Here is a 24,999-nt window from a genome sequence, read left to right on the forward strand (position 1 = left end):
CGGTTATGGTTCGCAACAATGTAGATCGCTAACATTTATAAAAACAATTTACGCATAAACCGTAGAACATAAATAACATAATCTATCTGAGATTTAATTTTAGCTGTAGACTTAATTTCCTGCAATATTTTTTGCATTTCAGCTAAATTTGCAGGCTTGATTCCAATAATAGTTGCTCTAATAATCGCTGCTCTGACACTATTTAAAGTATCTTTGCATTCACGAACAGCCTGTCTTAGCTTATCTACTTGCTCCCAGTTTTTTGCATCTTGAGCATTGAATAGCGCAAACTGAAGTTGAGGCAGAATATTTTGTAATTCATCTTCTGTATTATTTAAATGAAGTACATCTATTTGATTGTTAGGAACTGCTTTTAGCCGAGAAATTATTGCTTGCAATTTATCTAAAATCTCATCGTTATCTGTGATTTCTATATCATTGGGATTGTCTGCGTCACTCATAAGTTATACTCTTATTAACCCTGACATAATTGCGGCTCTAAAGGTTGTGAATTTATTTTTCTTAAAGATAGTTGTCGCAAGAATTCTTTTAAAGTTTTATCTTCGTAGATTGATTGCTCTATACTATTCATTTTAGAGACAATCGAACTATAGTCTCTACCAGTGAAAGTGGCAGCTACTCCCACAATATTAGTCACTCTAGTCGCAATAGCTTCAAAGCTCAGAGTGGGATAGTCATCAATTAGTTTTGAGAGCTTTCTACCAGTATCAGCTGCTATCAAAAGCCGAGAGGTAGACTCATTGAGTAATTGCTGTTCAGCCGCGTTAACTTTTAGCCATTCATCGATTTGTTCGGTAACTTGACGCTTAATCTCTTCTCGATTGACTGGTGAAGATGTATTTGAATTATTATACTTTCTTCGTAGCTGTTGTAGCTTCAAGCCAATTAGCACTCTTTGAGGATTGTTGGGTTTTGGTGGCTTTTCTTGAATTTGTTTAGCTAAAAGTAGCATCTTTACTGTTAAGCATCTTGCAGGTTTAGCAGTTTGAGCTACTATTCTGGCACTTCCATAGTCAATTGTTTCTAAGTTGTTAAAAATATCTACAGCAGTCTCGTATTCTGCTTGTAAAGCATCAAGTTCTCTATCAAAATCTGATGGCTGATTATTTGATTGATTTTCTCCTGAGATAATTTTCTCTATTTCTCTAGGATCGCCAAAATTAATTCTTCTATCTGTTAGTAATTGCTCAACAATAAACTCACGAGAGACTTGAGCATCTATAGGTAGCTCATTAAGTTGATAAATTTTCTTGACTGAAGTTATAGCGTCAACCGCTTGATTGCGAAAATTCTCTGCGGTAACTCTGAGCATTGTTCTTTTTTCAGGCGTACAGCTGCTGAGAGTGGTAATGAGAGTAAAAGCTACTATATAAATTCTCCACAAAGAGAATTCATTAATCCGCGTAACTTTCATATTAATATTTAAAATAAGTTCTTACACACAATTATCTCACTAGCTCAAGCCTAGTTACAAAAAGCACTTAATTCTTAATTAATTTGGCAACTTGCATTACTTTTCCAGATCTCCAATCGCAACACAACTTCCTTCTTGCTGGGAAAATAACGGGATTAGTTGACTAGCAGTAGACTTTGCAACCTGACGCTTTATGGAAAGCTTAGAAGGGGAAAGAATTATCAAACATTTTCTCTAAGAAAAGCGATCGCTATAATCGTTAACCATTACTCCTAAGAATTCTCCCATTTGTTGAGTTATCTCCTGTAAAGGATTTAATTTTGTGGCAACTAAACTAGGTAACTTAGTCGAATCATTTGTCAGGTATTTTAACTCGTAATAAACACTTCCTTTGTTACCTCTTTTCTTTCTTAGTTCTAATGCTTGAATTATCTGCCAATCATAAGTTTTAACTTTTGGCCCTAACAAAGTTGAATTACGATAAGTTATTTTTTGAGTAATACGCTCGAAAGTGAAATTATGAATTTGCAGCATCAAGAAAATAACTGTCAATCCAATTACAGGAAATACCGTTAAAAAAACGAGAACCAATAAACTACTCCACTGTTCGCTAACTGGATATTCCAAAGTTAAGCTTTGCTGGTTAGAAGCCAAAAAAACATTAATTTGATTTACCCAAGATTGAATAGTCTGCTCATCACTATTAAATCCCCTTGGCTCCCATTTAGTAGAAAATATTGTTATTTCCCGATTATTATTAGTTACCAAGGTTAACCAATTAATAGTTTGACCTTTAGGAGCTTTATAATTATTAAACTTAGCTTGTTTGAACTGTGGTAGTTCTGCAACATTTGGTGCAGCTAATCCTAATAATTTATCTTCTTTCTGTTGGCAAACAATCTTATTGTGATTTCTTTGGCAGCTTAAGGTTTTTGTTCCCAGATTGTAAACCAAATTAAAACCCAACCAAGGTAAAGATATCAAAGGTATCCCAGCAAAACCTAAAAACCAAATCGAAATAAAAATCACTAAAAAAGTTTCTGGTTTGGCTTTAACTTCTAAAACCTGACGCTCGTTCCTTACTAATTGAATATCCATTGAATTGCGCGATAAGGAATTTCTATTTCATCAACCTAATAACTTGCGGCTTCACGCATACGGCTTTTTAGCTGTTCGCTTCCAAGGGTTCCGAACTACCCAAGCTATTTTTGTACCTGCAAGGAGATATATTTATCAAAAACAGACTGAGATACAACTGAGCAATTGGGAATGTTCTGATTAATTCTTGTCACGATCGGGCAATGAATAGGCAAGCATCCACTAGTTGTTAAAATTAGGCTACCCATAATTAACCGCAGTGCTAATATTCATTGAGTAAAATTATTTTTCAGAAAACTAGCGATCGCTCTGCGATATTCCTTATGCAGATGAGCTTCATTCTCTAATACCGTTTGGCTTTCATCGCGTCCAAAGACGTTGGTAAGGTTACTCTATCAGGTTTTTGTGTATTGGTATAAGTTCGGAACTCAAAACGTCGAGCTTTTTTCTCGAAACACCGAGTTCAGAAGTGGAAATGTCGAGCTTTTTTCTCGGAACGCCGAGTTCAGAAGTGGAAATGTCAAGCTTTTTTCTCGGAACGCCGAGTTCAGAAGTCGGAACGCCAAACAAAAAAGCGATCGCATCGGCTTAGAAATGCGATCGCCAAGACTGAGATTAAGGAGTGAAACTTATTCAGCCGCAACAGGCTCTAACAATTTGATGTTAGAGAAGATAAATTCCTGAGTTGTGACTTTTCCATCTAGCTGGGTGCGAATCTCCCGGCGATTGAGAATGAAGTACTTACCAACTTTTTCGTATTCATCGGTGAATTCGCTTCTACCACCCTTTTGTTCGCCTGTTTTCGGGTCATGATATACAGAGTCGTAGGTATGAGACAGATAACCTTCGCCAGTTTGGTGGCTGCTAAAGGTGTCAATTGTCACAAAAGTACCGTGAATCAAGCGGTGAACGTGGCTGACTTCATTATTGCGAACTTTATATTTATCGCCTTCAGATTTACCACCAACTAAAATCTCAACAGCAGCATTTTCCTCTGTACCACCGTAGCTAAAAGTATTTGCACCGTGGGTATCTTCAAAAGAACGGCGGACGCGGTGGATGGCGATTTCCCAAGCTTGATTGTGAATCGCCTGCTTGGCTTGCTCGTCCTCTACATCTAATACTTCAGCCTTAAGATTGGCGTTAACGATTACTTTACCTGTAATAACTTTATCGTCATGCTTCAAAGTTACATCAGCAGTGTACCCAGGAAAATGCTTGTCCCAAGTGTAACGGTTTTCATAAGCAGCCCGGAAAAGTTCCTGAGCAGAAATTTGTGTAACTGTCATGCGTTCACCTATAGCGTCTAGTGATATTAGCGTTTTATTCTTGCTGGTATTAGCATAGAAGTAATTGTGAAGCCCCGCATAGTCCCCAACTGGGTACACTTATGGCTAATTCTCTTCATGCTGCATTTGATGCGATCGCCAATGTCCGCAATGAGCAAGAGCTTAAACTCGCACTCATGGATAAAATTGGCGAGCATTTTGGCGTGCAACATTGGGGTATCTACCTCATAGATGACCAGTCAAAGACTGAGATTGATGTTCCCGGTATTCCAGCTGTATGCTTACAAGGCAATCCCATAGGACGCTATGTAGTTGAGCGTCATGCTCCTGCTCATGAGCAATTAATCTTATCGCCAGAAGATTGGAAGGATATTTGTCCGCGCCACGACCACGAACACGTGATGACTGGCCCAATTGTCTGCGATGGTCGGCTTGTGGGAACGCTGAACTTGGCTCGTGCTGAGGGTAGCCCACCCTTTGACGGTAACGATTTAGCCGATTTGAGTGCTTTGTGCATTCACATCTCGTCAAAACTCGCTACTTTGAGGGCGAAACCACAAACTTCTACATCCCCCTTACCTAATCCACTGACACCGCGCGAGTTAGAAATTGCAGAATTAGTTGCTCAAGGCTTAACTAATACGGAAATCGCCGCCAGACTTTGGATTACCCAAAATTCTGTGAAACAAGCCCTCAAAAGGATGTTCCGTAAGCTTGGGGTGTCTGCGCGTACAGAGATGGTAACAAAGCTGCATTCAATTTCTTCCTCTCAGCCCAAATAGATTAGATTAATTAGATTCCCAGCAACTTAGCAGTCTCCTGTGTCTGTTTTAGGGATGCTGCTATGAGTTGTTCACCAATTTTTTGCACCTGCTTAACTAATATCTGACCAGCATTTTCTGGCGAGCCAACATTAAAAGGTGGTGCGGGATTATACTCTAGCAATAGCTGAATTACCTTAGCTGTTTCTTCACCGCACAAATGAGCAGCAATTACCAGCCCAAAATCAATACCAGCAGTCACACCACCGCCAGTAATCCGATTGCGATCGATAACAACTCTTTCATTTAGCACCTCAACGCCTAACATGGCTAACTGATCGCGAAAAGCCCAATGACAAGCAGCGCGATAGCCTTGCAACAATCCAGCCGCAGCCAGAATTAAGGAGCCAGTGCAAACTGAGGTGATATATTTTGCTGTCTTGCTTTGGTGTTGTAGAAATTCCAATACTTCTCCATCTCGCATCATCTCAACCTGTCCCGGCCCGCCTGGTACACACAACACATCCAAGGGTGGAGAGTCAGCAAAAGTTATATTTGGCAAAATAGTTAAATTATCGCTACTAGTAACTGGCTCTAGATTTTTCCACAAGCAATAAACTTTGGTGTTTGGCATAAAACTAAAAACTTGCTGTGGCCCAGTAATATCTAATTGCGTCATCCCAGGATAAATTACCAAACCAATTTTGTACGCTGCTGAATTATCCATAATTCTCCTTTGGATTGCATCACTGCTAGAGTAAGATTGACTACTGAGCTATGCCTAGTCCTCGATCGAGTACACTTTGTTGAGTGAAAATGGCTAATTTGCAAAGTTTATTTCATGCTCTAGCTTCTGCCAATAACGAACGCAAATTACGACTAGCTTTCATGGATGAAGTTGGAAAGCATTTTAGCGTGCAACGTTGGGGTATCTACCTTACCGATGAACAATCCCGTCTAGTTAGTGTCGATGTTCGCGGTGTTCCTGATTCTTTGGTAGAGCGCTATGAACAAGTAGGTAGAGCCGTAGATCCAGTTATGCGCTATGTCGTTGAGCGCCACGCACCAGCCCATGAAGAATTGGTGCTTCCCCCAGGAGGCTGGAAACAATGCGAATTGTATCAGCATTGTTGCGCGTACTATGACCACGAACACATCATGACAGGCCCGATTGTAGGCGGTGGTCGCCTGATTGGTACTATTCACTTTGCTCGCATCGGTAATACACCCGCCTTTACTCCAGAAAATCTTGCTGATTTGAGCGCTTTATGTCTTCATATGTCAGCTTGTTTTGCTATGCTCAAGCAACAAACGCAAGGATTTTGCTCAACCCTAACTAATCGCTTGACTCCCCGCGAACTGCAAATCGCGGAGTTGGTAGCGCAAGGTTTAACTAATGCTGAAATTGGTACAAAACTTTGGATTACAGAAAATTCAGTTAAGCAAGCTCTTAAAAGGATGTTTCGCAAGTTAGAGGTTGTCAATCGTGCTGAAATGGTAGCAAGATTGCAAGATGTTTTGACTGCATAGAGGATGCTTTTATGAACCGCCCACGCATTCTGCAACCTGGTACAAGCTATACATTTAGTAAATATTTTGAATTGCCCTATGCGCCAGCCGACATCCTTGCAGAATTTAATTGTACTTACGAACGCAAGCGGCTTGATTTACCAAAATATGCAGGTAAACTTAACTGTTTAGATTTTTTAAGCCGCTATTTGCAAAGAAATTTAACCTACGTGAACCCGATTAGTGAAATGGCAAGAAGAGAGGTATTAATTGCCCCTACCTTATTAGAAATTTGTGCGGAAACCCAAACTCAATTAAATATTGAATATCCGATTAATGTTAACGAACAACTAAAGGGTAGCTTTGACTACTACATAAATAGTAATGTAGGGATGTTAGTAGTTGAAGCTAAACAATCTGATTTAGGTCGAGGATTTACCCAATTAGCAGTTGAATTAATTGCCCTTGACCAATGGACACAATCCCAAACACCTCTTCTTTATGGTGCTGTAACTACAGGAGAGGATTGGCGATTTGGTATATTTTATCGTCAAGAAAAACTGATTTCCCAAGACTTGAAACTTTATCGCGTTCCTGAAGAATTAGAGGAGTTACTCCGAGTGCTTTTTGGAATTATTGTTGTACCCAATTATCACGAGCAAATCGCTTAAAATAAGGATTAATACTACTATCTCAAACAAGCGTACTAAATATTACAAGTTTAGGGTGTAGGGTATAGGGAGATTTAGCCTACACCCACAAGCCAACAGCGTAGCAGCAGGTATTAAGACCTTTGCGCTACACTCACACCTTCTACTTTGGCTGGTATGATAATGCCATAGTAAAGAGCTGCGATCGCAGCTAGGAAATTCACTAAGACATTGTTACCAAATAGTGGCATAAAACCGAAAAAGGTTTTAGCAAATGGCAACAATCCCATGATTGCTAGCGCAATATAAGCTACGGCAAAACCACGATTAAAAATGCGGGAGCTGCTAGCACTAAGAAAGGAAGAGATTCCCCACAAACCTACGCCACAGCGTACTATATCATGCAAGAAATTGGTAGGAAATAAACCAAATATATAGCCAAATCCCGCAGCATAAGCGGTAGGAGATTCATTAAGCGGGATATAAGATGCGTCAGTTCCTGGTACTGAAACAAAAGCGGGGATAAATCCAGCTAAACCTAACAGTAAATAGCTAATTCCAATGCCCAAAGCACAGTAACGCTCTGCCATATTTGCTGCGTTCGTGTTTTCCATTTTCACTTTTACCTCTAATTACTGAAATTCCTCAGAGAATCCAATTTTTTAACAGCAATATCATTGCTACCAACTGCTTGAAAGAATAAACAGTAGTTCTCTCAATGCAGTTAGCTTGTGAGATGTAACACTTCCTATTCAACTTAGATTCTGTAAGGTTATCTCTATCAGAAGGAGGGATTAAAAATAGAAAATTGAAGATTTGCAGATGATTAATACCTAGATAAATCTCACCTATGACTTAGACTACGGTAAATCTTAAGTAAGTACAAATACCATACTTGATTGGCGATCGCACAAAATTTTAGCCACTAGAAGTAATACCAAACGAGCATTTTGACAAATAACAGGTTTTTCTCGCAGGGGTGACTCTATGGTAGCAACTGGTGTCCAAGTGTCCGATTGAGGAACGAAACTCAACATCTTTGGAAGTTAGTTGGCTTTCACTACCCTGCGGAAAGCCACTTTTATGTCTATACAAGGGAAGAAGTTGTTTTAGGATTGCTGAATTAGTGTTCTAAAGTCAAAGCCCCACACTTGCTGAACTCTTGATATACGCCACCACATCTCCCCTATTCATAGATATTTCAGCTATTTTTCCAGGCATTTGGCGTTATAGAATTTTGCGATTATAACTGAATAGTGAATTCACCACTGTCCATAAGCTGCGTTCATGAATAGGGACAGATGTCTACTCAAAGCTACGGGTTTGTCCAACTCTTCGCCCGTTAGAAAGTTACATTCAATCTAAGCCTGTCGCAAAGTATTTCAGTATGAACTACTTGTTTACTTAGATAGACACGCTAGCCTCTATTAAAAATAGTACGGTGAAACATGGTCATTATTAAATATTAAATAACCTTATTTTTTTCAGTATCCAAGGCAAGTGATGCCAATGTTTAGCTCCCTAAATCCTTGCATTTATTAGCTTGGAGTATTTTTGTCTGCCAAAACCACAAAAATCGTCTTTGTTCATCTTGTATTTATAAATACTTTAATATAGGATGAATCATCCCTAGAGTAACGTTATATTTTTTTAAAGTGTGAGGAATTTACTGTGGCGAAAGGAAACTTAATAAGTATATTAGTGCTCGATAAAGTACCGTATATTTTCTCAGGTTTAGCAAAAACTTTAGTAACTAGTCTGTTGTTGACTACAGCTATGTCCACACATTCCGCAGTTGCTAAAGAGAAGTTGATAGTTGACAATCCCGGTACTGATTCCAATTTTGCGGAAACACCACAAAATGATTCTGCCACTTTTGTAAGTGTTGCAGAGCAAGATATAAACTGGAAACAAGTAATTGTAGAAGATCCCAATCCCGACGTTGAATTCAGTTCTTTGCAGACACCACAAGAATTTGCTGCCAATGATGATGTTGTGGCAAAGCACAATGCTAACTTCAAGCAAAAACTGGTTGTTGCCCAAAATATAGACCCGAGGAATAAGCAAAAACAACCTCAGTTAATTGCACAAACAGATTCTTCTAGTGCTGGGGGCAATACCTATGCTCAACAGATAGCGCTATCAGATATTCAAGGTAATTGGGCTCAAACTTTCATTGAATTTTTGAACCAACGAGGGATTATTGAGGGATTTCCGGATGGTACTTTTCGTCCAGACGAACCAGTAACACGCGCTCAGTTTGCAGCCATGCTTCGGAAAGCTTTTGCGAAAGCTCCTGTCCGCAATGCTATTCAATTTGTAGATCTGCCTGCCAATTATTGGGGTACAGATGCCATCGAAGCAGCCTACAAGAGCGGTTTTTTAGAAGGATATCCTGGCAATATCTTTAAGCCTGACCAAAATATCCCTCGCGTTCAAGCATTGGTTTCTTTAGCTACCGGTCTGAATCTTGCTGCCGACACGCCAATGCCAACGGTTTTGAATACCTATTTTCAGGATGCTTCTCAAATTCCTGATTATGCTCTTAAACAAGTCACTGGTGCTTTAGAGAGCAATTTGATTGTCAATTATCCCAACGTACAAATTCTCAATCCGAATCAGGTAGCCACTAGGGCAGATGTAGCAGCGTTTATTTATCAAGCTTTGGTCAAGAGTGGCAATGCTCCGGCTCTAACAGCTTCTGAAACTGCAACTCAATATATTGTCGGTTACAAACCATCAGATAATGTCGCTCAAAAACCACCTTCATTGGAAGAGTTACGACAAAGTTATCGCGTTCCATCACTAACCTCACAAGAAATCAGGACACTCACGTCAGGAATTGTAAGTATACCTGGCTCATCTGTGACGAGTCCTACTGCGTTCGGTGCAGAATTTGGTGATGTTTTCGCTGGTTTTAGTTACCAATCGAGGACACGCTTTTATGCTCATAGAGATGATGGTGGAGCAGTGTTTGGGTTTGGATTGGGAGAACGGCAAAAAGTAGCTTTAGAAGTTGCAGTTTCCTCTTTCTCCACTTTTAGGCAAGGTTTTTTTGAGAATGGTGGTGTTAGCTTCAAGCTTCACCATTCATTTTCCAATGGCTTGGCGATCGCTGCTGGGGTAGAGAATGCAATTATGTTTGGTTCTCCGGATGCTGGAAGCAGTGTCTATGGTGTTGTTAGTAAAATCTTTCCGTTGAAAGACGACCCGACCAAACCATTTAGCTCTGTTACTGTGTCTTTGGGTGTAGGGGGTGGTCGTTTTCGCTCAGAACAAGATGTAAAACAAGGCGTAGACTCAGTTAATGTCTTTGGCAGTGTGGGGTTAAGAGTGCTTGAACCGATATCCTTAATTGCAGACTGGACAGGTCAAGATTTGACAGTAGGTACTTCCATTGCCCCTTTCCGAAGTTTTCCTATGGTTATTACTCCAGCTGTAGCTGATATTACAGGCAATGCTGGTGATGGTGCTAGATTTATTCTAGGAGTGGGTTTTGGCTATTCTTTCTAAATCCATTGACATAAACAGAATCATGAATATTAAACATTTTCCATATCATCTAAGTCTGAGCTTTACTTTTGCATTGGCTTTAATAATTTGCCAAACATCGCAGCCAGCTTCTGCTCAAACCAACAATTTCTCAGATAGCACAAGTAATATTCTGACAACTGGCGACATCACAGGTGGTACTTTTTACCAATATCCATCGACTAATTCTGGTGAGCCGATTACAGGAGTAGTATTTAAATCTTCTTCTGTTCAAGCAGCTGTCAATAACGCTGCTGTTGATATAGTTGGGAAGCTGAGTATAAATGGCTTAACTTCACCAACAGGGCAACCGATCCCTTCAGAGACGCAACAGAATTTACGGAGTGTTTTAACAGGATCGGAATGCGTGCCAAGTACAAACGGAAATCTTACACAAAGTACAGCACCAGGTAATAGTGAAAATACAAACGCATGTACTGGACAAATTACAGCTGCATTAAGTAGTGTTCAAGGAAATGCTGGATTGGAGCGAGTTCAGCAACTAGCCAAGAAACTACAAGGTTTGTTAAAAACTAATTCATCTAAACAAACTGAGTTGGCAAATGGTCGAGTCAATGCAATTCGATTAATAGATGTTGTGAATGCTTACAACGATTTAATTGATAATAGCTCGGCAGAGTTTCTAAATAATCCACCACCTGAACTACAAGCTATTCAGGCAGTGCTGTTGCAATTAGTGAGTAGTGTATCAGCAGCGAATCGGTGATTTGCCAATAGCGTTCAAGGCTGAAGTTGGCTCTGCAAATGTACTTGCATAGACACAATAGCCCATCATTACAATGGTTTCAATTGTTGAGTCAAAACTGCGTAGCCTATGTAAGTTCCTGATGCCTGTAAGCTTCCTTTCAAGTTGCCGCAGGCATCGTTAATCATGTTGAATCGACTGCTGCGATTATTGTTTTTTGAGACTTACAAAATTAAGTTACTTCTAGCTTATTAAATCTCAGCCACAACATCTGATAGCCCATCGGAAACCAGAAATCCGTTACTAGCAAGGCTACTATTAATAATTTCTGGTTGAGAACTATAGTCATTAAATAATGGCAATAAATTTTCATTTAAGTGCATCGATTGCAAACAAGTATTGATGCTAGAAACTGCTAAATTATAGGCTGCTATTTTTTGTGTAACTAGACTTAATAAGCGTTGATTATTGAGAATTTTATCCTCAGCTTCCTGTTCTAGCGTTTTTTCTAGATAAATCCGTGCATTTGGATATTGCTGTAATATATCTTCTGCTTGCTTTTGCGCCATTTCTAACAACTGATTTTTCAGGATTTGATTGATAGTTTGGCGGAAAGATTTACGAATAGTTTGGGAGACTTTTGGTTCAAAATCTAACTTCAATAATTGCATAATTGCGGGTTCTGCTTCTACCATACTTTCACAGTCATAACCTTGAGAAGTTTGTTGCAGTGTCTGACGAAATTGATATATAGAAAAAGTACCTTCATCGTAAAATCTAGGACTTTCTCTGACAAAGCGATCGCACTCTACACTGGCTGCACTTACCAAAGCTTGAGAAACCATTTTTTCGACAATTTTTACTTCTTGTTCAATACCGCCATCATGGCCTAACAAACGATACAATTGACGATAATATTCTGATTTACGAATCTTTTCCATTAGTTGCTGAAAAAGATTGGCTACTAACTGCTGAGAAGAAACTATCAAAATATCTTCTAACTGATTAGCTAAATAATAAAATGCCTCGACTAAAATAGCAATTAAAGGTGCAGTCGCATTGCGAGGATGGCTGAGAGTTGCGCGTCGATAAGCATCGGCAACAGAAAAGGTATCTAACAACTCATCTAAACGGCGAATCATCCGTGATTGCAATTGCCGAAAATCTGCTTCAAAATCATCACAAGTATTATTAATTACTAAATTTACTTCTTCTGTAATATGCTGGGTGAAGTCTTTAGCAACTTGCTGTAATTGCTGGTTGAGGCGTTGCAATTCATGCACTTTCATGGTTTCAATTTCGCGCGGTTGGCTATCTAAATCTTGATATACCGCTTGATAATGCTTTTTTAATTGAATACAAATATCTTGCAAATCCTCAGCGAGATTTTGAAACAGTTGCGGGCGTTTCTCTTCTGTAAGATAGCGAGTAATCGCAGTTCTAAATTCTTCAATTCCACTATCTTGAATTAGCTGATTAATTAGTAGCGTACCCTGTTCGGATAAGATTCTGACAAAATTTTCATTAGGAGTTTCAAAGCTATTAACAGAAATCCGAAACTTACTAGCTGACAATTTACCAGAGTTAGCACAGTAGCGATTAAACTCACTGACAAATTGTGGGGTTTCTTCTTTTCCATCTGACACTTTAACAGTGGTAGCAAAGATAGAATCTAAGCCAAATCTATCTTTTGCAGTTGTCTGTTTAATTTGGCTGCCGTAAAATCCTAGTAAACCACTGGTTTTATAAACCCTATTGGTATCTCGAAATTGTCCGTTAATTAAATCGTCTAATCGTTGCCTTAGCTGGGCATTATACCAAGTTTCATCGATGCGGTTAAAGACATAAAAAACGCGATCGCGGATTCCGCCATTCCTTCTTGTTGTTTCTAAAAGTTCCGTTTCTTCTTTTGTCATATCGCCAGCAGCAGCAGGTTTGAGTACACACACTACAGCCGAAGTATCGGGATGTTGAATTTTTTGATAAGTTAGTAGCGCATCTTTTTCTACAGGTGCATCAATCCCTGGCGTATCGATGATGACGTTACCATCTTCTAATAGAGGATGGTTACAATAATATTCAATTCGTTTTAAAACAGCGCTGTTACTACCACGACGTGCATAACTAGCAGCTTCCTTGATATTGGAGAAATTAAATTGCTCCATTGAATATGTAGCATTATTAACTGTATGAATATGTTGGCGATTTACTACATATCCTTCAAGCAATAACATTAACGCCTTTGCTTGTTTTGCACGTTCCGATTTACTTTCACCACCCTCTTGCTGAAGAATCGCTTGACAACCTTGGTTAAGTAAATTGATGATATCAGATTGATTAATATTCGCTACTGTTTTAAATCCTAGTTGTTGACATAAAGAAACTGCTTGCTCGCGAATCTCTGTTTCACTCAAAAATGTTAAAATAACACGTTCTCTATCTACTTCTGCATATTCAACTTTGCACTCTGTACCTGTAGCGTGTCCTTCTGCACTGTATAGCAATTCCCTTTCTAAAAGTGCGTTAATCAGCATTGATTTACCTGCACTAAATGCACCTGCAAATACAATTTCAAATCGAGGAGAAATTGCTTTACCTAGAGAAGTTTGTACGGGTGTAATATCATAAGAACGTAGTGTAGGTTCTTGGTGTAAAAGATGTAATATATACTCAACTTGTTCTTTTAAATTTTGGCAATGAAGCGACAAGTCTGACATATTTTGTATCCTGAGGATATTTTATGTATATGCTATTAAATTTTGTATCGAAAATAAAACGGTATAATCACTGATAAACCTATCTAATCCTTTATTAGCAATAAAATTATGAAACTATTTGCAATTAGGCTTAAACCCAATGAAGATTTAAGACAAAGCCTCAAGAATTTTGCTATTCAACAGAGTATACAAGCGGGTTTTATATTAAGTGCGATCGGTAGTTTGCAGCAAGCAAATATTCGCTTTGCCAATCAAGAGAATAGTACAGTTTTAAATGAGAAGTTTGAAATACTTTCTCTTCAAGGAACAATAGCTAATACCGGGGTGCATTTGCATATTGCGATCGCAGATCGAGAAGGTAAAACAATTGGCGGACATCTCGATAATGGATGCATTATCTACACAACTGCTGAAATAGTTATTGGTACAACTGAAAAGTTTAGTTTTAAGAGGATTTTTGATGAGCAGACGGGGTATCAAGAATTAGAGATTGAAGTGTAAAGTAGTGCCGAGAATATTTATGATATTGATCTAAAACCGAGTTGACGATAAATATCTTCATCTACTTGTTTAGGCTCGCCTTCTTCTGTATTTTTAAAAAGCACTGTGAACGCACCAGCGCCTAGTCTATCTTGAGGGAAGAGTCGATAAGATGGGATTTCTATTAAATGCGATTGATATTCTTGTAAATGGCTAATAGGTACTGGCTGAAATTGGGGAAAGCGTTGTAAAAACCATTCGCAAACTTCCTCGTTTTCTTCAGGGGAGTAAGTACAAGTCATATAAGCAAGATAGCCTTGAGGTGCAACAATTTGAGCAGAGTTAGCTATAATTCGTTTTTGACGATTGGCACATTTATTAATGTTAGTTGGATGGAAACATCCTGGTGCTGTTTCTCCTTTAGCTAGTAAAGATTGCCCAGTACAAGGAGCATCTACGAGAACTAAATCGCTAGATAAAGGTATAGCTTCAGCAAAGATACTAGAATCTCGATTAGCTACAAAACTAGGTTTTATTTGGCAACGTTTTAAGTTAGAAATTAGCATTCCTAAGCGTTTACCAATTACTTCATTGCTGATAAGTAAATCGGGCTGCAATGCTTTCCACGCAAAGATGCTTTTTCCACCTGGTGCCGCACACATATCAAAAATTAAATTTATTGATTGCGAAATTGCTAACAAAGTAGTAGCCGCAAATACGGAAGAAAAATCTAGACAGTAGAAATTTCCTTGGTCATGTAGTGGATGTTTACCTGGCTTTTCTCCTAAAAGTAATCTGTCTACAAATTGTGGTTGCCAATTTGTTGGTGTTTCTACAGAAAATGGTGAAATATCTGGCCTTGATTGACACCAAAGAATGCAAGGTGAGAAAGGTTGAGGATTAATTAACGCTTGAATAAATTCTTCTTGAATATTAGGGTTTTCAAACAAACGTCGCGAGAGTTTAAGTAAGAGATTTGAAGGTTTTTCCATTGGGAAATGAAACTGTTATGGAAGAACAATGCCATGCCAGGGTTTGGCTGCATACTGAAAAATAATGACCGCCATTCTAATCATCGCAAAGTGCGAGCTAAATAGGCTTCCAGCGTTGAACTGGAAGCTGTTGCCTTTAGGGACGCATTCAAGCGTGCTAAACTACACCACTTCACGGGAGAGGGTCATGATTTTAGATGATTTTCAGCGAAAAATACGCAAAGAAGCACAACTATGGAGAGACGAAGGCATAATCAGTTCCTCGCAGTATCAACAATTAGCAGACCGTTATCAATTTAACAATATCGAAGCGGCGGCGCGCGATCGCTCTCGCATGACTGCGATCGCCATCGGTGGTATCTTGTTAATCTTAGGTGCGATCGTTTTTATCGCTGCTAGCTGGCAGGAATGGTCGCGGGATGTCAAGTTTATCATCACGATCAGTGTGTTTTTTGCCGTAACCATCGCTGGTTTTTATACTTGGCGCGAACCCGCACTCCGCAAAGCTGAAGGTAAAAAACCACAACGCAACAAACGCATATTAGGAGAGGCGTTGCTGATATTAGGCGCTTTTATTTTAGGCGCAAATATTTTATTGATGGCGCAAGTCTTTAATATTGCTGGTTCGACTACGGAACTATTTCTCGCCTGGGGATTTGGTGTTTTGATAATGGCTTATAGCCTGTCCTTAAATTCCTTGGGCATTCTAGCCATTATCCTGATCCTAATTGGCTACTGGACTGGATTAGGGGACTGGTGGTACACTCCCAACGAATTGAGTTGGGCGCGGTTAATCGTGCGACATATGCCTCTGGTGTCATGGTTGCTGTTTGTACCCTTAGCTTATGTTTGTCGATCGCGCTGGATTTTTGGAATAGCAGCCTTTGCTTTTGCTAGTTCCTTGCAATTCAACCTCAATCCTTTGCAACTACTGACTTATTCTGATATCGCACCTTGGGTAGCATCGTTTGCTTTTGCACTTCCGCCAGCTTTATTGTGGAGTTACGATGACCTACTATTTCCCACGGTTAATTATAGATTGTTTCAACCCCTGGCGCGGACATTAGCCTTAGTCAGTTTTGGGTTTGCCTTTTATATCTTGTCCTTCCGTTGGCAATGGCAATTTCCAGATTATGGTTATTCGCCACCAACTACTAACAGCAACATCCTCAGAACTCTTCCTATCATTGATGTCGGGATTCTTAGTGGTTTGGCAGTTTTACAATGGTTATTTCTGCTGCGCCAACGAAACAATCCTGCACGTCGGGAAATGGTTTTTACTCTGGTTTTAGTTGGCACATTTATTGGCATCACCGCTGTAGTTCCTTTTTGGCATCAAGGTATTACCCGTATTAGCGAACTAGGAATTTTTGTCTTCAACGTCCTGCTAGCAACCTTAGCTTGGGGACTCATTCAAGAAGGATTGAAGTTAAACGATCGCCGTTCCTTCTGGGGCGGTATGCTATTGTTAACTTTACAAGTTATCAGTCGAGTTTGGGAGTACAATACAGACTTACTATTTAAGTCTCTGGTGTTTGTGATGTGCGGTTCTGTGCTAATTAGCTCTGGACTATGGTTTGAACGTCGCCTATCTGAAGCGAAAAGCAAAAAAAGTAATTCGTAATTTGTAATCGTAATTACGAAGTTTAATTGCTTATTATTTATCTCTGCGTATTCCTATATTTACTATTTAGTACAGCACAACGGGAATCAAGATTTCATCTGACAAATTTCAAAAGCCCATAACCAAGGCATTTTGAGTTTTAAATTTTGAATTTTGAATTCCCTATAGTGGGTGTGTCTCTGCGTCAGTCCTAATTCTGGGTATTAAACCCGACTTTTGTTGTTACCCTTCTTTTAGGACTACGGCCATGAAAAGTAACTCCTCTGAATCGAATAAATCCAGTACTTCTGAATCAAGTAAATCCAAGGGCGGCTTATCTCCCGAAGCCGAATTTTCTGGGAAGTTGACTTTTAAAGATTATCTAATTGCTACTGAACAGAAAGCAAATAAGCCTCTACCTTTTTGGCGGTTACTGGTTCCCCTGGCGCTACAAACAGGGTTAATTATGGCTGTACCCACCCAAGCTTTGTACACAGATGTTGCGGGTAAAACGGTAATTTTGCAAAGTGCGCCTGTAGATCCTGATGATGTGCGGCAAAATTACGCTCTCAATTTGGACTATAACATATCGCGCATCTCAACTTTGAGAAGGCTGCCTGGCTGGGAGGAGTTACTGCGGCAAAATCGCGGTAGAAACAGGCAATTGGCTCAAGGAACCAATTTGTATGTGACTTTGCAAGAAAGAGAATCTTATGGCCGTGGTGTCCCTAGGGCTTGGAGACTGGTGCGGGTAAGTGGTAGACGCCCCACAAATCTCGCCAACGATCGGGTAGCCTTAAAAGGAGTATATCGAGATGGCTTTGTTAACTATGGGGTGGAAAGATATTACATCCCGGATGAGCAACGGGAGCGAATTAGTCGAGATATTTCCCGTGCTTTAGAAAGCCGAGAGGGACGACGCCAACCAATAGCAGTAAAAGTTAAAGTCGATCCGCAAGGTAACGCCGTACCCATTAGTTTATGGGTAGGCGATCGCAATTATCGCTTTTAATCATGTTGACGTAACTGCCAAGCTACACCGCAAGCTGCTCCAGCGCCGGCTACTAAGCCGGTACTCATTCCCTGGATTGTCTTTTGAATCGGGTCTTGGGTCAAGCAATCACTCGTGACTGTCTTGGCTTCCAAGCACATATTGCTTTCTGCCCAGCTAGCAGTTCCTCCTAAAATTACACCAGTCAAACTACAGAAAACAACAAGCAGCAAGAGGCGTTTGGTTTTTCTATCCATATGAGGATGCGTTAAATAATTGCAGTTACTAAATAATCCTCAACTACTTTACACATCCTGGGAGAGATTGTCATCTTAACCAACTTGTCCATTAAAGAATTATTGTTTAGCGTCAAGTCCCCCACCCTGTAGTGGATGGGGAATTTTGCAAATTTTTTAATGCACAAAGACTTTTGATGCAATTCCGATGGATAATTCAGAATCTACCAATCAAGAATGACTTTTGTCGCTGTCCCCGAACGCGCAGCTTCAAATCCCTCTTCAAAGTCATCAATCTCGAACCGATGAGTAATCACCGGTGAAATATCCAACCCTGCCTGCAACATACTTTGCATCTTAAACCAAGTTCTAAACATCTCTCGGCCGTAGATACCTTTGATTTGCAGTCCTTTAAAAATTACGCTTAACCAATCGGTCTCAACTTTTGTGGAGAAAATTCCTAGTAAAGCAATTTTGCCACCGTGACTCATCATATCAATCATGGTATGGAAAGCACTAGGATTGCCCGACATTTCTAGACCAACACCAAAGCCTTCCGATAAGCCCAATTCTTTAGCAACTTGCCATAGTGGTTCTCGACTAACATTCACAACTCGCGTTGCACCCATCTGTAAAGCCTTTTCCAATCGCGAGTCATTCACATCTGTAACAACGATGTGTCTTGCTCCTGCGTGTTTGCAGATTGCGGCGGCTAAAGCACCAATCGGGCCAGCACCTGTAATCAGAACATCCTCGCCGAGAAGATCGAACGAGAGAGCTGCATGAGTCGCGTTTCCAAAAGGATCGAAAATCGCAGCAATATCATCGCTCACCTCGTCAATGAGGGGAAATACGTTTTTTGCGGGAAGTATCAGATATTCTGCAAAGGAGCCATGCCGATTCACTCCTACCCCAAGAGTCTTACGGCATAAGTGTTCTTGCCCCGTTCGACAGTTACGGCAACGACCACAAGTGATATGTCCCTCACCAGAAACTCTATATCCAACTTTGAATTCTTGTACGTCCGAACCTACTTCTTCGATCACACCCATAAATTCGTGACCAATTACAGTTGGCACTGGGACATTCTTTTGTGCCCATCCGTCCCATTCATAAATATGAACGTCAGTACCGCAGATTGCTGACTTTTCAATCCGAATCAGAACATCTTGCGAACCAGGTACGGGTTTGGGAACGTCTGTCATCCACAAACCACGGGATGCGTGCTGCTTGACTAATGCTTTCATGATTTTTGACCTAAATAACTGGAGATGTCAGACCAAGATCGCTGCGATAGAACATGCCATTAAAGCGTACTTTGCAGATATTTTCGTAAATATTGTTTCTTAGAGAGTTGATGTCTTGAGAAAAGCCAGCAACGGCTAGGACTCGACCACCATTCACCTCTAAGCGATCGCAGTTTTGCTTAATTCCGTCACCGTAAACTTCGACTGTCTCGTCAATTTTTTCTACACCAACAATACTCTCAAAATACTCACGCTCAATCAGAGGATATCCATAGGAAAGAGCAAATAGGGCACCACCAAAGCCTTGTTTCCATTTGATTTCAGTGTTACTCAGCTTTTGCTGTTGAATTGCATTGATAATTTCGTTCAAAGGTGAGTCAAGAAGCTGAAGCAACGCAATCCACTCCGGACTTCCCGGTCGAGTATTGAACTCCAGAACCTTCAAACCCGACTCGGTAGCAATAACGCCAATGTACAAGATGTAGCGGTAATCATCCCAAGTTTTTTGAATGCCCTCAAGAGTCGGTTCAATAATTTGAGTACGTAATTCCGTCAAGAGATCGGCAGAGGAATAGTTAGTTGTGGCTAGCGCTCCTACACCTTGGGTATTGGGCCCGCGATCGCGATCGAGCAGGCGCTTGAAATCACTAACCTGGGGCAGAATATGGTAACTTTTGCCATCAAAAAAGACGTGTACAGACAACTCAGATCCATAAAGGCGCTCTTCAATAACTACAGAACTGGAATCTGTTCTAGAAGAGTTGAGCATTCCTTCAACAGCAAACACAGCTTCATCCAATGACGAGGGTAGAATCACTCGCTTTGAGGCATTCGTATCAAAACTGTCAGATTTAATTACATACTGACGAGTTCGATCTTGCCAGTTCAATTCCAGAAATTTCTTAGCCTCTTCCAAATTTGTGGTTTCAAACGAGTCCGCACAAGGAATTGCATAATCGCGCATGAACTGCTTGCCGAAAGCTTTGCTGGACTCTAACTTAGTAACATTTTGAGGCAGCCCAAAGACATCAAATCCAGCTTTCTGAAAAGCATCGGCAACACCTGCCATCAAAGGAACCGGACTCAAGAGGATGACAAGATCTACTTTTTCATCTGTTGCTAAAGAGATTGCATCATCTAATGTCTTGACAACATAAACATTTTGCATTTTTGCAAGCAGCGCACTATTTCCTGCCATTGCAAATAAGGCTTGGTCGCTCTTGGGCAATGTTTGCAGGAGCAGAGAATATGTGCATTGTTCCAGGGCATTTCCATGCCCATAAATCATGTATTTCATGTTTTCACCAGGAAAGAATAGCTATAACTTCTGCCATATTTCGATGTCAGAAAATTCGCCAGAATGTCCGATAAATCGCGTTTAATATGTGATTGCAAGTTAAACGATATGACGCAATGACATATTAAACGGAGATGATTCTGACCGAGGTATTTACTTATAAATTAATACACAGCTGTATTCAACTATGTTGGAAAAAGATTGCAAATATCGTGCTTTGGTTGTAGCTGTTTGTTTCGATCCGATATTTTCCTATAAAAGGGAAAGTCGCGATCGCGATATTCTGGATAATGCCCTATAGGCTTGCACCGCAGCTTGCAAACCAAGCAACGGGTTGAAGGTTAGATTAACTGAGCTTAATTTTTTAACAACAACACTTATTGACAATTTATGATTGTCTTAAGTCGTTATGAATGCTGTTGTAGTTACTTTTATTCTCCCAATTGTGTGATTAATTTCTCAGTCAGCCTATTTGAGCGCATTAATTTTTTGACAAGACCGACTCTTGTTAAAATCTCAAGAATCTTTAAGCATAGTAACTTGGTAGTCTTGCTAATAATTTGCTATCTGTGTATAGAGAAAAACAGATATACGGTTCACAATTGAATTCTTCCCATTATCAGAATTCGATAACTTTAATAATTATTTAATATTATGTTCGGTAAGGTATCCGTATTAACGTGTAATTTCGTTTATGAAGAGAAACCTTTTTTATACGTTGTAAAATTTATAACTGCTACACACGCTAGTTGAATGCGTAACTTCACTCAAAATAAACTTAATTTTTATTTTTAAAGTAATTTTTATTACTTTAAATCTACGAAATTTTACTCTTGTGTCAAGGTTTCTTGACTTAATAGCGATCGTAAAATTCTAAATTCCCATGAATAGGGACTATTGCTAAGTACCTAATATTACCTTAATTTTTCTTTTCTCTAGTAAACTTTACTATTCTCAAAAAAAATTACCCCTACAAAGGGTATAAATGCTTATTTTACTATATTCGTTCTGTTCTATAGACTTATTGCATAAGTATTTTGGTGTTATTGAGTAGTAGTCTCAAAAGCTCACATTAGAAAACCTCGCAGAGTAGGCGCAAGAGGCGATCGCTTGCTGTTCAAGGAAATCAGCAACAAAAAGCCCCAGCTTGTTCAGCTAAGGCTTGTAGGAGAAGTCCAAATAATATGATGGGAGATTCCAATACCGATAATTAATAAAAATCTAGGCTAGACTCAAGACTGCCAAATTTTAGCAGTGACCTTCTATACTTCTTATACTTACCTTGCACTAGCTAAATCCCGTATTAGCTGAGTTCTAGAAAACAGGTAAGCGTTCAGGGAATTCATTTCTTCGCTGCTGAGTGCTTGTATGCTATCAAGCTGCCTTAACAACTGTTTGACTAAATCTGGATCGCTGAGTCCCACAAGATTACTAGTCTGGGTCTGTTCAACTACAGACCATAGTTGACGCAATATTTTTGAGTTTATCAGGCATACGTTCATTACCAACACTCCAACTCTTGTGAATCCAACACAGTGGTGTGAAGAATCTAAAGAAAATCTTAAATTATAAATCTAAAGAAAACCTTAAATTTTACAAAAGTTAAATATTTAGATATTCATCTAAATATCTTTGATGGGATCGGGGCAAAGCAGGTGCTTCCAATCAAACATCCAAAATTCTGGTTGCCTAACAAAAAGCTCACGATGGTATGAAAACTGCCAATCGTGAGCTGTCTATTGATTCTGCAATTGTATCGATAAAAGTTTTGCCCGATCTCAAGTAACCCAGCTTACAAGATCGGGAATTTAAGCATCAAAAGAGTTATTCTTCCTCGTACTCATCTTCATCATCTTCTCCAAAGATGTGGTCTATAATTTGTTGTGCGCGCCTATTGGTAATATTCAAGGCGTCCTGAAGCTCAGATATATAATCTTGTTCGCTATCGGGTATTTCACCATCAATCCCGACTACCAATAGTGCGGTAATGTAGGCTGCTTCGCGATATTCTTCATCTGGTAAGGAAGCGATCGCTTGCTCAATCACCTCCTCAGGTTCTTCTTCATCTAGCAAGCTATAAACTTTCTGTGTTAATTCTTCAAAGTCTCGTTCCGAGAAATCTTCAAATTGAGAAATACCAGCTAGCATTTCACTCAAAGCAAATTCTTCGGTTTTGCTGACACCTTCATCATCAGATGCTGCGGAAAACAGTCCAATGACTGCGATCGCAACTTCTGGTTCTAAGGCGACTGAACTGCCGCTACCTCTGTTGGGCAACTTACGCTGTAACATAACTATCCTTTAAAGGTTCCGTGATTGATGGGAAAGCAATCTTTTTTCCTGAGATTTAGGATTCCCAAAAAAATCAAGAAAAACACACATCTGTGATTTTTACGGAAATTTTTTCCCAAAAAAACGCAGAGGATACAATCCCCTGCGTATCTAACTCTCTAAATTCAAAAATTTACCGTACAAAGTGCCTAACTAAGTAGAAAAAATCACCTTCCGGCACTCAGTAAACTTTAAAGTTTATTACCACACTCAGAGCAGAAGTTATGGCTGGGCAAGTTTTTGCTGCCGCAGTGGTTACAATAAACTGGCTCAGTAGCAGTTGTTGGTGGTTGTTTGGGTAAGCCAATCATTTGGGCGTTGCTCTTGCCTGGGGCTACCATTGGATAGCAGTTTTCATCTCTGGTAACGCGCACATCGACAACTACCGGGCCATTGTGTGCCAGCATTTCGGCGATCGCATCTTGGAGTTCTTCCCGTTTGCTAATCACCATGCCTTTAATACCATAGGCTTTGGTTAAATACTCAATATCTGGCATTCCGACTTCCATATTGGAGCAGGAGTAACGCTCGCCGTAGAAGGCTTGTTGCCACTGGCGTACCATTCCCTGCCAGCCGTTATTGAGAATTAGAGTCTTGACGTTAATGCCATATTGTGCAAGCGTTCCCAGTTCTTGCAAGCACATTTGGAAACTGGCATCACCGCTGATACAAATAACTTCTTCATCGGGAAATGCCACTTTTGCACCCATTGCCGCAGGGACGCCAAAACCCATCGTTCCTAAACCAGCACTGGAAATCCAGCGTCGGGGGCCATTTTTGAGGAATTGTGCTGCCCACATTTGATGTTGACCTACATCTGTGGTGTAGAAAGCGTGGGGTGCTTGGCGACCGATTTCGACAATTACCTCTTGGGGTGAGATACTGTCAGGATGCTGGGGCACCATCAAAGGATATTCTTCCCGCCAGCGGTTAATGAGGTTTAACCATTCTTGGTTTTGGTTGGGTTTAGCCTTGATACCTGATTGCTTGCAACGACGTAACAAGTCAACTAAGACATTGCGTACATCACCAACGATAGGTACTTCAGGAACGCGGTTTTTACCAACTTCGGCGGGATCGATATCGATGTGAATGACTTTCGCCTTGGAGGCAAATTCATCTAACTTGCCAGTCACGCGGTCATCAAATCTTGCGCCAACGCAGATCAATAAGTCACAATCAGTCACAGCAAAGTTGGCGTAGGCAGTGCCGTGCATCCCCAACATCCCCAAAGCTAGAGGATGATGTTCGTCGAAAACACCGATACCCATCAAAGTTGTGGTGACGGGAATATTAAATAACTCAGCTAGTTCTTGAATTTCTGCGTGTGCCCCAGAAGCGATCGCACCGCCACCGACGTACAATAGCGGTCGGCTACTTTCCTTAATTAACTGAATAGCGGCGTTGATCTGCCGTGGGTTGCCCTTCACTGTGGGACGATAGCCAGGTAATTTCACTGCACCTGGTTCTACAGGCACGTAGTCAAATTCTTCTAAAGCTACATCTTTAGGAACATCAATTAAAACTGGGCCTGGGCGTCCTGTGCTAGCGATGTGGAACGCTTCAGCCACAATCCGTGCCATATCTTTTGGATCGCGCACTACATAAGAGTGTTTGACAATTGGCAGGGTAATCCCATAAATATCAGTTTCTTGAAATGCATCCGTACCAATTGAAGCCCGTGGTACTTGCCCTGTGACCACAATCATCGGAATCGAGTCCATGTAGGCGGTGGCGATACCTGTCACCAAGTTAGTCGCCCCTGGGCCCGAAGTACCAAAGCACACTCCTACCTTACCTGTAGCACGGGCATAGCCGTCAGCAGCATGGGATGCACCTTGTTCGTGTCTCACAAGAATGTGCTTAATGCCACTGGTTGCTTCCACTTTGTAAAGGTCATCGTAAATTGGCAGAATTGCTCCACCGGGATAACCAAAAATATACTCAACACCGTGGCGCTGGAGACTGTCAAGGAGAGCAAAACCGCCAGATGCCCGTTTAGGCGTGACTTCGACGGTTTGAATACTTGTATTAGGCTGGGTGTGATTCTCGGTTTGGGGGGGACTGATTCGGGTTGGCGATCGCACTGTCAAACCTCTGAGAATAGCTAAGTTAATGCTTGGATT

At 40.4% G+C, this 24,999-nt stretch carries 24 protein-coding genes; 9 read left to right on the top strand and 15 right to left on the bottom strand.

Features of this window, described 5'->3' with window-relative positions; all coding sequences use genetic code 11:
- Positions 1–35 precede the first annotated feature (35 nt).
- The 3 genes from AACU33_RS14740 to AACU33_RS14750 all read right to left on the bottom strand — a co-directional run bounded on the left by AACU33_RS14740 (position 36) and on the right by AACU33_RS14750 (position 2,533).
- Positions 36–461 (bottom strand): hypothetical protein, encoded by a 426-nt coding sequence (locus tag AACU33_RS14740; RefSeq protein WP_096589409.1) that lies wholly within the window; start codon positions 459–461, stop codon positions 36–38.
- Positions 462–475: 14 nt separating this feature from the next.
- A complete protein-coding gene (locus tag AACU33_RS14745; RefSeq protein ID WP_339376011.1) occupies positions 476–1,333 on the bottom strand; it encodes a hypothetical protein in 858 nt (285 codons plus the stop codon).
- A 336-nt stretch (positions 1,334–1,669) separates the two neighbouring features.
- Positions 1,670–2,533 carry a hypothetical protein gene (locus AACU33_RS14750; RefSeq protein WP_096589411.1) on the bottom strand — a complete coding sequence of 288 codons (864 nt, stop codon included), beginning with the start codon at positions 2,531–2,533 and terminating at the stop codon, positions 1,670–1,672.
- Between the two features lie 403 nt (positions 2,534–2,936).
- Here AACU33_RS14750 and AACU33_RS14755 point away from each other — a divergent pair, with 403 nt between their 5' ends.
- Positions 2,937–3,125 carry a hypothetical protein gene (locus AACU33_RS14755; protein WP_339376012.1) on the top strand — a complete coding sequence of 63 codons (189 nt, stop codon included), beginning with the start codon at positions 2,937–2,939 and terminating at the stop codon, positions 3,123–3,125.
- A gap of 37 nt (positions 3,126–3,162) precedes the next feature.
- Here the strand turns inward: AACU33_RS14755 and AACU33_RS14760 are convergent, their stop codons facing one another.
- Positions 3,163–3,822 (bottom strand): DUF3386 domain-containing protein, encoded by a 660-nt coding sequence (locus tag AACU33_RS14760; protein WP_096589412.1) that lies wholly within the window; start codon positions 3,820–3,822, stop codon positions 3,163–3,165.
- 101 nt (positions 3,823–3,923) lie between these two features.
- On the opposite strand from AACU33_RS14760, the gene AACU33_RS14765 reads away from it, so the two are divergent.
- A complete protein-coding gene (locus AACU33_RS14765) occupies positions 3,924–4,604 on the top strand; it encodes a helix-turn-helix transcriptional regulator (RefSeq protein WP_096589413.1) in 681 nt (226 codons plus the stop codon).
- A 10-nt stretch (positions 4,605–4,614) separates the two neighbouring features.
- Here AACU33_RS14765 and AACU33_RS14770 read toward each other — a convergent pair whose 3' ends face one another.
- Positions 4,615–5,310 carry a DJ-1/PfpI family protein gene (locus AACU33_RS14770; protein ID WP_096589414.1) on the bottom strand — a complete coding sequence of 232 codons (696 nt, stop codon included), beginning with the start codon at positions 5,308–5,310 and terminating at the stop codon, positions 4,615–4,617.
- An 89-nt stretch (positions 5,311–5,399) separates the two neighbouring features.
- On the opposite strand from AACU33_RS14770, the gene AACU33_RS14775 reads away from it, so the two are divergent.
- Together AACU33_RS14775 and AACU33_RS14780 are read left to right on the top strand one after the other, a co-directional pair.
- Positions 5,400–6,113: a LuxR C-terminal-related transcriptional regulator gene (locus AACU33_RS14775; protein ID WP_096589415.1), complete on the top strand. Its 714-nt coding sequence runs from the start codon at positions 5,400–5,402 to the stop codon at positions 6,111–6,113.
- 11 nt (positions 6,114–6,124) lie between these two features.
- Positions 6,125–6,763 carry a hypothetical protein gene (locus AACU33_RS14780; protein ID WP_096589416.1) on the top strand — a complete coding sequence of 213 codons (639 nt, stop codon included), beginning with the start codon at positions 6,125–6,127 and terminating at the stop codon, positions 6,761–6,763.
- Between the two features lie 113 nt (positions 6,764–6,876).
- On the opposite strand, the gene AACU33_RS14785 is transcribed toward AACU33_RS14780, so the two are convergent.
- Both AACU33_RS14785 and AACU33_RS14790 read right to left on the bottom strand, forming a co-directional pair.
- Positions 6,877–7,356, bottom strand: a complete 480-nt coding sequence (locus AACU33_RS14785) for a DUF4383 domain-containing protein (protein WP_096589417.1) — start codon at positions 7,354–7,356, stop codon at positions 6,877–6,879.
- Positions 7,357–7,614: 258 nt separating this feature from the next.
- Positions 7,615–7,779, bottom strand: coding sequence for a hypothetical protein (locus tag AACU33_RS14790; RefSeq protein ID WP_339376013.1), 165 nt, complete (start codon positions 7,777–7,779; stop codon positions 7,615–7,617).
- 634 nt (positions 7,780–8,413) lie between these two features.
- Between AACU33_RS14790 and AACU33_RS14795 the strand changes: the two genes are divergently transcribed.
- Entirely contained in the window at positions 8,414–10,255 is a 1,842-nt protein-coding gene (locus tag AACU33_RS14795) for an S-layer homology domain-containing protein (RefSeq protein WP_339376014.1), read from the top strand.
- A gap of 22 nt (positions 10,256–10,277) precedes the next feature.
- Positions 10,278–11,000 carry a hypothetical protein gene (locus tag AACU33_RS14800; protein ID WP_096589418.1) on the top strand — a complete coding sequence of 241 codons (723 nt, stop codon included), beginning with the start codon at positions 10,278–10,280 and terminating at the stop codon, positions 10,998–11,000.
- A gap of 230 nt (positions 11,001–11,230) precedes the next feature.
- On the opposite strand, the gene AACU33_RS14805 is transcribed toward AACU33_RS14800, so the two are convergent.
- Complete coding sequence (locus AACU33_RS14805; RefSeq protein WP_096589419.1) at positions 11,231–13,696, bottom strand: dynamin-like GTPase family protein; 2,466 nt, start codon at positions 13,694–13,696, stop codon at positions 11,231–11,233.
- A gap of 108 nt (positions 13,697–13,804) precedes the next feature.
- Between AACU33_RS14805 and AACU33_RS14810 the strand changes: the two genes are divergently transcribed.
- Positions 13,805–14,197, top strand: coding sequence for a PPC domain-containing DNA-binding protein (locus AACU33_RS14810; RefSeq protein WP_096589420.1), 393 nt, complete (start codon positions 13,805–13,807; stop codon positions 14,195–14,197).
- 17 nt (positions 14,198–14,214) lie between these two features.
- On the opposite strand, the gene AACU33_RS14815 is transcribed toward AACU33_RS14810, so the two are convergent.
- Entirely contained in the window at positions 14,215–15,168 is a 954-nt protein-coding gene (locus tag AACU33_RS14815; RefSeq protein WP_096589421.1) for an RsmB/NOP family class I SAM-dependent RNA methyltransferase, read from the bottom strand.
- Positions 15,169–15,355: 187 nt separating this feature from the next.
- Here AACU33_RS14815 and AACU33_RS14820 point away from each other — a divergent pair, with 187 nt between their 5' ends.
- Positions 15,356–16,792, top strand: coding sequence for a DUF2157 domain-containing protein (locus AACU33_RS14820; protein WP_096589422.1), 1,437 nt, complete (start codon positions 15,356–15,358; stop codon positions 16,790–16,792).
- Positions 16,793–17,039: 247 nt separating this feature from the next.
- Positions 17,040–17,783, top strand: coding sequence for a GDYXXLXY domain-containing protein (locus tag AACU33_RS14825; RefSeq protein ID WP_096589423.1), 744 nt, complete (start codon positions 17,040–17,042; stop codon positions 17,781–17,783).
- Here AACU33_RS14825 and AACU33_RS14830 read toward each other — a convergent pair.
- The 6 genes from AACU33_RS14830 to ilvB all read right to left on the bottom strand — a co-directional run bounded on the left by AACU33_RS14830 (position 17,780) and on the right by ilvB (position 24,960).
- Entirely contained in the window at positions 17,780–18,019 is a 240-nt protein-coding gene (locus tag AACU33_RS14830; RefSeq protein WP_096589424.1) for a hypothetical protein, read from the bottom strand. The genes AACU33_RS14825 and AACU33_RS14830 overlap by 4 nt on opposite strands.
- 203 nt (positions 18,020–18,222) lie before the next feature.
- A complete protein-coding gene (gene tdh, locus AACU33_RS14835) occupies positions 18,223–19,245 on the bottom strand; it encodes an L-threonine 3-dehydrogenase (RefSeq protein WP_096589425.1) in 1,023 nt (340 codons plus the stop codon).
- Positions 19,246–19,255: 10 nt separating this feature from the next.
- Positions 19,256–20,542, bottom strand: coding sequence for a phosphoribosylamine--glycine ligase (purD, locus tag AACU33_RS14840; protein ID WP_096589426.1), 1,287 nt, complete (start codon positions 20,540–20,542; stop codon positions 19,256–19,258).
- Positions 20,543–21,819: 1,277 nt separating this feature from the next.
- Complete coding sequence (locus AACU33_RS14845; protein ID WP_096589427.1) at positions 21,820–22,044, bottom strand: hypothetical protein; 225 nt, start codon at positions 22,042–22,044, stop codon at positions 21,820–21,822.
- 322 nt (positions 22,045–22,366) lie between these two features.
- On the bottom strand, positions 22,367–22,834 hold the full coding sequence (locus tag AACU33_RS14850; protein WP_096589428.1) for a tellurite resistance TerB family protein: 468 nt from the start codon (positions 22,832–22,834) through the stop codon (positions 22,367–22,369).
- A 230-nt stretch (positions 22,835–23,064) separates the two neighbouring features.
- The gene (ilvB, locus tag AACU33_RS14855; RefSeq protein ID WP_096589429.1) at positions 23,065–24,960 is read right to left on the bottom strand and encodes a biosynthetic-type acetolactate synthase large subunit; all 1,896 of its coding nucleotides are present in this window, start codon (positions 24,958–24,960) and stop codon (positions 23,065–23,067) included.
- Positions 24,961–24,999 lie beyond the last annotated feature (39 nt).

The sequence above is a fragment of the Calothrix sp. NIES-2098 genome (assembly GCF_963875125.1).
Taxonomy (GTDB): Bacteria; Cyanobacteriota; Cyanobacteriia; order Cyanobacteriales; family Nostocaceae; genus Aulosira.